The organism is Thioalkalivibrio versutus (genome assembly GCF_001999325.1).
Lineage (GTDB): Bacteria > Pseudomonadota > Gammaproteobacteria > Ectothiorhodospirales > Ectothiorhodospiraceae > Thioalkalivibrio > Thioalkalivibrio versutus.
Map to the genome: position 1 here is coordinate 1 of NZ_MVAR01000034.1, position 2,171 is coordinate 2,171.

Genomic DNA, 2,171 nt, shown 5'->3' on the forward strand with positions numbered 1-2,171 from the left:
CGACCCCATGCAGCAGGGCGTTCGCCTCGGCCAAATAGGCGCGCCGGGCCAGATCCTCATCCACGCCCTGCTGCATGGGGTCGAAAAGGTCACGAGCGGCCTCGGCCCCGTCGTGTTTGAGCGTCAAGCGCGCGCTGCGCAGGCGGGCATCCTCGGCATGGTCGCCGGCCTCCACGCGGGCGTAGGCGCCCAGGGCGGCCTCCGGCTCGTCGGCCATCTCGTGCAAGCGCCCCAGGTAGTACGCGACGTCGTCCTCGCGCTCACCCATGGCATCCAGGCGTTCGAGGTAATCCCGCGCGGGGCCCAGTTGCTCCGCCTCCAGGTTCATCAGGGCAAGCGCCAACAGGAGCTGGGCATCCTCCGGCGCCATCTCCACCAGGCGGTCCATCTCCTCGCGGGCGAAGACGTCATCCTCCATCTCGGTCAGGACCCGCGCGTATCCCAGACGGGCCTCGCGACTGTCCGGGTGCGCCTCCACGGTCGCGCGCAGGGTCTCGACCGCCGCATCGTCATGCCCGGCCTCGCTCTGGGCCCGTGCATGCAGCAAACGCAGCTGGACCGATTCCGGGAAGCGCTCGGCGGCTCGCTCGGTCACCGCAAGCACCTCCTCACCTGGCTCGCCAAAGCGCAGCGCGGCCTCGGCCTGCACGCGATGCACGCCCACGTCGTCGCGGCGGCGCTCGGCCAGCAGGTGCATGGTCTCCATAGCCGCCTGCTGGTCCTGAGCCTGACCAATCACACCACCCAGGGTCGCGTAGGGGTCGCCGCCCTGCACCACGACGCGATTCATCAGCGAATCCAGCTGTTCGGCCGCCTGCCCGGCATCACCGGCGTTGATCCGCAGGACCGTCGAGACCTGGCTGGCATCGGTGCTCTCGGGGGCCAGACGCAGCCAACGGTCGGCCGAACGCTGTGCGTGTTCCGGCTCGCGCGCGAACAAGGCGATCCGGGTGGCACGCTCGGCGATGGCCGGATCGTCGCTCAGCAACGCCGCGGCTCCGTAATAGCGCGCCGCCTCGGCATGCTCGCCGGAGCGCACCGCGATCTCGGCGGCCAGGACGCTGAACATCAGCACAGCCTCCGGATCCTGGGTCTGCATCAAGGGCAGCACCTCGGGGCGATCCGACTCCGGCGGTTCGGAGGCGTCCAGCGGGGTATGCGCACAACCCACCAGGGAGAACACGGCGGTGAGCGCGAGCAGGCTTCGAATCATGTTGTGTCCAATCGGGATCATTGCGGCCATATCGGATGGGACGGGGCAGCGGCCCCCAGGGTTCCACAGCTCGGGTTCCACACAACGGGTATACGGAGACGTCCGGCCGGCGCGCGCCACCTCCTGCTAACCGTACAGCACAGTACACTATCGGGAAATTCGGCCACGCGCCCGCGTTTTCCGGCACAATACGCGCCAGCATGCTGTTCACTCTCGGGATCAATCACAAGACGGCTCCGGTCGCCATTCGCGAACGGCTCTCCGTCAACGAGCACGAACTCGGCGAGGCCCTGCACTCGCTGCGTTCCGGCGTGCTATTGCCGGAAACCGCGATCCTGTCCACCTGCAACCGCACCGAGGTGTACTTCCGCGAGGACGATCAGCAAAGCGAGCAGCGCGTCATCGACTGGATCGGCGGCTACCACGGCATCGACCGCGACGAACTGAAACCCTACCTCTACCTGCACCACGATGGCTCGGCCGTGCGTCACACTCTGCGCGTGGCCAGCGGGCTGGATTCCATGGTCCTCGGCGAGCCGCAGATCCTGGGGCAGATGAAGACCGCCTACCAGCACGCCCACAACGCCGGTACGCTCGGGCGCTCGCTGGAGCGTCTGTTCCAGCATGCCTTCGCCACCGCCAAGGACGTGCGCACCCAGACCGCCATCGGCCAGAGCGCGGTCTCGGTCGCCTTCGCTGCGGTGTCACTGGCACGCCAGATCTTCGGCGACCTGAAGCCGCTGACCGCCCTGGTGATCGGCGCCGGCGAGACCATCGAACTGGCCCTGCAGCATCTCTCCGGGGGCGGCATCGGCAACGTCATCGTCGCCAACCGCACGGTGGAGCGCGCCCGCGCGGTGGCCGGACGCTTCGATGCCGAGGCCATCAGCCTCGACCAGCTCCCCGATCGCATGGCCGATGCCGACATCGTCATCTCCTCCACCGCCGCGCCCTTGCC

2 protein-coding genes are annotated in these 2,171 nt (G+C 68.4%); one reads left to right on the plus strand and one right to left on the minus strand.

Annotation, left to right across the window (positions count from 1 at the left end):
- The coding region (locus tag B0684_RS11825; protein WP_143592466.1) for a tetratricopeptide repeat protein at positions 1-1,243 on the minus strand (1,243 nt) is incomplete at its 3' end.
- Positions 1,244-1,413: 170 nt separating this feature from the next.
- Here B0684_RS11825 and hemA point away from each other — a divergent pair.
- Positions 1,414-2,171: glutamyl-tRNA reductase (gene hemA, locus B0684_RS11830; RefSeq protein WP_077277036.1), on the plus strand; the 758-nt coding region annotated here is incomplete at its 3' end.